A 6,112-nucleotide genomic window follows, 5' to 3' on the forward strand; every position below is an offset into this window, starting at 1 on the left:
TCGGACTACAGCCGCAACGCACTGCGCGTGGCTGCGCTGATGAAAGCGCCGTCCATCTTCGTGTTCACGCACGATTCCATCGGCCTGGGCGAAGACGGCCCGACGCACCAGTCGGTGGAGCAAACGTCCAGCTTGCGGCTGATTCCGCACTTGCAGGTGTGGCGTCCGGCGGATACCGTCGAGACCGCGGTGGCGTGGACTTTTGCTATTGAGCACAAAGGGCCGTCGGCGTTGATTTTCACGCGCCAGAACCTGCTGTTCTCGCCGCGTAATGACGTGCAGATCGCGAACATCTCGAAGGGCGGCTACGTGCTGCGCGACTGGAACGACGACATCCCGGCACGCAAGATCATCCTGATCGCCACGGGTTCAGAAGTCGAACTGGCGCTGAAGGCCGGCGAGAAACTGGCGCAGGAAGGCATTGGCGCACGCATCGTGTCCATGCCGTGCACGAACGCGTTCGATCTGCAAGACCAGGAGTATCGCGACCGCGTGTTGCCGAAGGGCGTCGTGCGCGTGGCGATCGAAGCGGGTGTGACCGATTTCTGGCGTAAGTACGTGGGTCTCGAAGGCGGCGTGGTGGGCATCGATTCGTTTGGCGAATCCGCGCCCGCCGGCGAGCTTTTCAAGTATTTCGGCTTCACCGTCGAGCATGTCGTGGAGACGGCAAAAGCCGCGCTCGCGGGCTGATATCGGGCGCTTTGCAAGCGTTGCTAACCCAGCTGAACCAGCGAACCCGGCAGCAGCGAACTGGAACTTTTTTTCAGCCATCAGGAGATAGACCATGACGATTCGCGTTGCAATCAACGGCTACGGCCGGATCGGCCGCAATACGCTGCGCGCCTTCTATGAAAACGGCAAGAAGCACGACATCGAGATCGTCGCGATCAACGATCTCGGCGATGCCGCCACGAACGCGCACCTGACGCAGTACGACACGGCGCACGGCAAGTTCCCGGGCGAAGTGTCGGTGGATGGCGATTACCTTGTGGTGAACGGCGACCGCATTCGCGTGCTGGCCAATCGCAACCCGGCCGAATTGCCGTGGGGCGAGTTGAAGGTCGACGTCGTGCTGGAATGCACGGGTTTCTTCACGACGAAGGAAAAGGCCAGCGCGCACATCAAGGGCGGCGCGAAGAAGGTCATCATCTCGGCACCGGGCGGCAAGGACGTTGACGCAACCATCGTCTATGGCGTGAATCATCACGTGCTGAAGGCGTCTGATACGGTGATCTCGAACGCATCGTGCACGACGAACTGCCTGGCGCCGCTCGTCAAGCCGCTCAACGACAAGATCGGTCTGGTGAACGGCCTGATGACGACGATCCACGCGTACACGAACGACCAGGTGCTCACCGACGTGTATCACGAGGATCTGCGCCGCGCGCGCTCGGCCACGCATAGCCAGATCCCGACGAAGACGGGCGCGGCATCGGCAGTGGGCCTGGTGTTGCCGGAACTGAACGGCAAGCTGGATGGTTACGCTATTCGTGTGCCGACCATCAATGTGTCGATCGTCGACCTGTCGTTCATCGCAGCACGCGACACGACGGTGGACGAAGTGAATTCGATCATGAAGGAAGCATCGGAAGGCTCGTTGAAGGGCATCCTGGGCTACAACACGGCGCCGCTGGTGTCGATCGATTTCAACCACAACCCGGCTTCGTCCACGTTCGACGCAACGCTGACGAAGGTGTCAGGCCGTCTGGTGAAGGTCTCGAGCTGGTACGACAACGAGTGGGGTTTCTCGAACCGCATGCTGGACACGGCTGTTGCGCTGGCTAATGCGAAGTAAGGCCGCCAAGTAAAGCCGCCAAGTAAAGCCGCGAAGTTACGCGGTGAAATCAAGCTGAAAAAAAGCCGCCGGTTTGCAAGAACCGGCGGCTTTTTCACAGTGCGCGTTCAACTACACAGACGAACGGTCAATCAAAATCAGTTCTTCCTGTGCGGGCAATGCTCCTTCGTGCACGTGCCATACAGCGCGAGCGCGTGCTCGTGCAGCTTGAAGCCGCGCTCTTTGGCGATATCTTGCTGACGGCTTTCGATGTCTGCGTCGAAGAACTCTTCCACCATGCCGCAATCCAGACACACCAGATGATCATGATGGGTCCCTTCGTTGAGCTCGAACACAGCTTTGCCCGACTCGAAGTTGCTGCGGGAAAGCAGGCCCGCTTGCTCGAATTGCGTGAGCACCCGGTACACGGTGGCAAGACCGATGTCGAGTTCTTCGTGCAACAGGTTTCTATACACGTCTTCTGCAGTCAGGTGACGCACAGGACTATGCTGGAAAATCTCAAGTATCTTGAGCCGGGGCAAGGTTGCCTTCAGCCCGATATTTTTCAGATCGGCGGGATTGGTCATGGCTAGGCATCCCTAGAGTACAATTCAAGGTTCTCATAGTAATGCGTTTTTACCGTTCCGGTCACCATCCGAACGAAATGGCGCGATCTCCGAAAGACTCCGCAACTTCTTGCGCCCCCACGGGCGATGGGCCAGGCGAAGGGTGAAATGAAGGGTGAAATGTTTCTAAAATCTTTATTGAATAGCCGGGAGAGCCGTCGTATGCGCGGAACTTTGATCGCTGCCGCCACTATGACCGTCCTGGCCGGATGTTCCACTTACGATAGCGTTACGCAAAGCATCGCGCAGCGCATCACACCGTATCGGATCACGGTTGTGCAGGGGAATTTCGTTTCGGCGGAAGCCGCAAGCCAGATGAAGGTCGGCTTGACGCGCGACCAGGTGAAGGCGCTGCTTGGCACGCCGTTGCTGGCAGACATGTTCCATGCGGACCGCTGGGACTACGTCTTCTACTTCAAGCGCGGTTCCACGTCGGTTGTGCAGCAGCGTGACTTCGTCGTGCTGTTCGCGGGCAATACCGTGGCGAGCTGGTCAGGCGGCGAGAATTTGCCGTCGAATCTTGAATTGCTGGCTGAAATCGATGGCGACAAGGGCGTTAAGCTGACCGCCGCCACGGCTGCTGCCACCGCGGCATCCGCCAACGGCGCCAGCGCAACAGACGCAACCGCCGCAGCGGGATCCGCGAGCGGGGCAGCGGTCGCGGGAGCGGCAAGTGCGCCGGGCGTCCGGCCGGATGCATCGAATGCGTCGAACGCATTTGCCGGCGATGCCAACCAGCAAGCCGCTCAAGCTGCGAATCGTGCGACAGACGCCGTGCAGACACCTACGGGCCGCACTCGCTCGTCGGCCATGCCGGTTGTGCCGGGCAACCCGGGATTACCGCCGAACGTCGGCGCCGCAGGCAACTCGCAGATCCAGTTGCAGCGCCGTCCGAATCCGGTCACGATCCCGGACAGCAGCGCCGTGGGTCCGCAAGGCACGTCGCCTGCCCCGGCGAACACGGGCAACGGTCTAGGCGCGTCCTCCGTGCCGGCGACGACTACCAACTGAGCCAACGGCGGGCTTCGTTCCGCCTGCTTTGTCTGGTTTCGTCGAGACCTGTCGTGTTCGGGCGACCGCACGTCAAGCGGCCGCCGTATTGCTTCCATGCTTCTGACTTCGTAGCTCCAACTCACGCGAGACACGCCATGAAAATCGCCATTGCCGGCGCATCGGGCCGCATGGGCCGCATGCTCATCGAAACGGTTCTCAAGGACGCCAACGCCACGCTGGCCGGCGCGCTCGACAAAACTGGATCGCCGCAACTCGGTCAGGACGCGGGCGCGTTCCTCGGACAAGAGACCGGCGTTACGCTGACTGACAATATCGAGCAGGTTTTCGCCAACGCGGATCTGCTGATCGACTTCACGCGTCCTGAAGGCACGCTCGTGCATCTGGAAGCGGCGTTGCGGCATAAGGTGAAGATGGTCGTCGGCACCACAGGTTTTGACGATGATCAAAAAGCCCAGTTGCGCGCCGCCGGTGAAAAAATCGGCATCGTGTTTGCGCCGAACATGAGCGTGGGCGTGAACGTGACACTTAAGCTGCTCGAGTTTGCGGCGCGGCATTTCGCCGAAGGCTACGACATTGAGATCATCGAAGCGCATCACCGGCACAAGGTTGACGCACCGTCGGGCACCGCGCTTGCGATGGGTGAAACCATCGCCCATGCGCTCGGCCGCGAGTTGAAGGAGTGCGCCGTGTACGGCCGCGAAGGCGTGACCGGTGAACGCGATCCATCGACCATCGGTTTCGCCGCCATTCGCGGCGGCGACATTGTCGGCGATCACACTGTGTTGTTCGCGGGCATTGGCGAGCGGGTCGAAATCACGCACAAGTCGGCCAACCGTCTGTCTTACGCACAGGGCTCGTTGCGTGCCGCGCACTTTCTCGCGGGCCGCGAGCGCGGTTTCTTCGACATGCAGGACGTGCTTGGCTTGCGCGAAGCCTGAGCCTGAGCTGTTCCTGAGCCACCCAAACCCAGGTTTTTTCCTCGATGGCTACAACCGGCATCATCCATTACTTGCAGAGCAGCGACGGCATCACGCATGGCGTCGCGGGCGTGCTTCTGGCCATGTCGGTAGCGAGCTGGTGTTTTCTCATCGTGAAGGCGTGGGTCCTGGTGCGCGCGAAGCGCCAGGGACCGCGCGCCGTGCAGCGTTTCTGGCAGGCGCCGACGCTGGCCGAAGGCATCGCGGAGTTGCGGAAAGCGGATCGGGAGCGCGTGTACTTGCCGCTGGCGGTTGCTGCCTGGCGTGCGTCGGAGGCGGAAATGCCCGGCGCGTTGATCGCCCATGTGGAACCGGGCGAGCGCGTATTACGCGCGTTGAGGCATGCGTTGCTGGCGTCGCAACGTCGGCTTGAATTCGGACAGGTTCTGTTGGCGTCGGTGGGCAGTACGGCGCCGTTTGTCGGCTTGCTCGGCACCGTGTGGGGCATTTATCACGCGCTCGGCAGCATTGCCGCGAGCGGGCAGGCCATGATCGAGAACGTGGCGGGACCAGTAGGCGAGGCGCTCATCATGACGGCGTTCGGACTGGTCGTCGCCATTCCAGCGGTGCTTGCCTACAACGTGCTGGGACGGCTCGTGCGCCAGATATCTGAAGAACTCGACGGTTTCGCCCATGATCTGCACGCATACACGAGCGGTGTAGCGCCGCGCCGCGCCAAGAGCGCGCCGGTTCAAGACCGGGTCGTTTAATCAAGACGTCAGCCGATCCTCAAATTCCCGCACCCGGACGATCACACATGGCATTTGGCGGACTGGACAAGAAATCGAACGGCGCCCCCATGGCCGAGATCAACATGACGCCGCTGATCGACGTCATGCTGGTTCTGCTGGTGATCTTCATCATCACGGCGCCGTTATTTACGCACGCTATCCGGCTGGATTTGCCGAAGGTCGCGTCGCAAGTGGCGCGCGAGACGCCGGATACCATCACGCTTTCCATCGACGATGCGGGTAAGTTTTACTGGAACGACAAGCCGATTACATTGGAACAAATGCGGGCTCAATTTGCGGCTGAAGGCAAGAAGCCGACGCAACCGGAGCTTCATTTGAGGGCATCGGCCGCGACACATTACGACGTCATCGCCCGCGTGATGGGCGCGGCGCAGAGCGCGGGGCTGAGCAAGATTGGTTTCGTGACGGATCAGGTGAAGCCCGGAAAGTGAGTGAGAAGAGAACTCACAAAGCACAAAGCGCGAGCCGGAAAATCTCCGGCTACTTGTACGACATCGTGAATGTGGCCATCGCTTTGATCGAACCTGCCTCCACTGTGCCTGTGCGAACGTATTGCGCGAACAAGGGCAATTGCAGCAGGCCATTTGGCGACGCGCCGATCAACCACTGATTTTCCACGCTCTGACCCGCCTCGTCCGGACCGAAGACCACAGGCGTGCCCTCGCTCTTCAGGATCTGGACACCCAGTCCCTTTGCCGTGGAATCAGGCGCGAGCTTCAGCGTGTTGGATCGATTCGTTGGATCGACGACGTCCGTGATGACTATGGACACCTGTGCGCCCGTTGCGCAAGCGAAGCTCAGGTTGAATGCTTGACGGCCCGCCGTCGCTCCCACTCCGCTTGAAAACGCGCGCGTGGTGGCGTTAGGCAGTGAAATCGCGATGCCGGGAGTTTGCACTGAGCACGTCGCGGCGCTAAGCGTGCCGCTTGCCACACCGGTATAGAGCGGCGATTTGGGCCAGGAGCCCGC

General features: G+C 60.8%; 8 protein-coding genes. 6 read left to right on the plus strand and 2 right to left on the minus strand.

Annotation, left to right across the window (positions count from 1 at the left end; translation table 11 throughout):
* Both JWR14_RS10420 and gap read left to right on the plus strand, forming a co-directional pair.
* On the plus strand, positions 1-690 hold a 690-nt coding region (locus tag JWR14_RS10420; RefSeq protein ID WP_299705501.1), incomplete at its 5' end, for a transketolase C-terminal domain-containing protein.
* Positions 691-784: 94 nt separating this feature from the next.
* Positions 785-1,795, plus strand: coding sequence for a type I glyceraldehyde-3-phosphate dehydrogenase (gap, locus tag JWR14_RS10425; RefSeq protein WP_299705504.1), 1,011 nt, complete (start codon positions 785-787; stop codon positions 1,793-1,795).
* A 137-nt stretch (positions 1,796-1,932) separates the two neighbouring features.
* On the opposite strand, the gene fur is transcribed toward gap, so the two are convergent.
* On the minus strand, positions 1,933-2,361 hold the full coding sequence (gene fur, locus JWR14_RS10430; protein WP_299705508.1) for a ferric iron uptake transcriptional regulator: 429 nt from the start codon (positions 2,359-2,361) through the stop codon (positions 1,933-1,935).
* Positions 2,362-2,562: 201 nt separating this feature from the next.
* Between fur and JWR14_RS10435 the strand changes: the two genes are divergently transcribed.
* The 4 genes from JWR14_RS10435 (at position 2,563) to JWR14_RS10450 (ending at position 5,574) form a co-directional block, all read left to right on the plus strand.
* The gene (locus JWR14_RS10435; protein WP_299705511.1) at positions 2,563-3,411 is read left to right on the plus strand and encodes an outer membrane protein assembly factor BamE; all 849 of its coding nucleotides are present in this window, start codon (positions 2,563-2,565) and stop codon (positions 3,409-3,411) included.
* A 137-nt stretch (positions 3,412-3,548) separates the two neighbouring features.
* Complete coding sequence (gene dapB, locus JWR14_RS10440; protein ID WP_299705514.1) at positions 3,549-4,352, plus strand: 4-hydroxy-tetrahydrodipicolinate reductase; 804 nt, start codon at positions 3,549-3,551, stop codon at positions 4,350-4,352.
* Between the two features lie 44 nt (positions 4,353-4,396).
* Complete coding sequence (locus JWR14_RS10445; protein ID WP_299705517.1) at positions 4,397-5,101, plus strand: MotA/TolQ/ExbB proton channel family protein; 705 nt, start codon at positions 4,397-4,399, stop codon at positions 5,099-5,101.
* Positions 5,102-5,148: 47 nt separating this feature from the next.
* A complete protein-coding gene (locus JWR14_RS10450; RefSeq protein ID WP_299705520.1) occupies positions 5,149-5,574 on the plus strand; it encodes a biopolymer transporter ExbD in 426 nt (141 codons plus the stop codon).
* A 49-nt stretch (positions 5,575-5,623) separates the two neighbouring features.
* On the opposite strand, the gene JWR14_RS10455 is transcribed toward JWR14_RS10450, so the two are convergent.
* Positions 5,624-6,112: fimbrial protein (locus JWR14_RS10455; protein WP_299705523.1), on the minus strand; the 489-nt coding region annotated here is incomplete at its 5' end.

The organism is Caballeronia sp., from assembly GCF_028292365.1.
GTDB lineage: Bacteria > Pseudomonadota > Gammaproteobacteria > Burkholderiales > Burkholderiaceae > Caballeronia.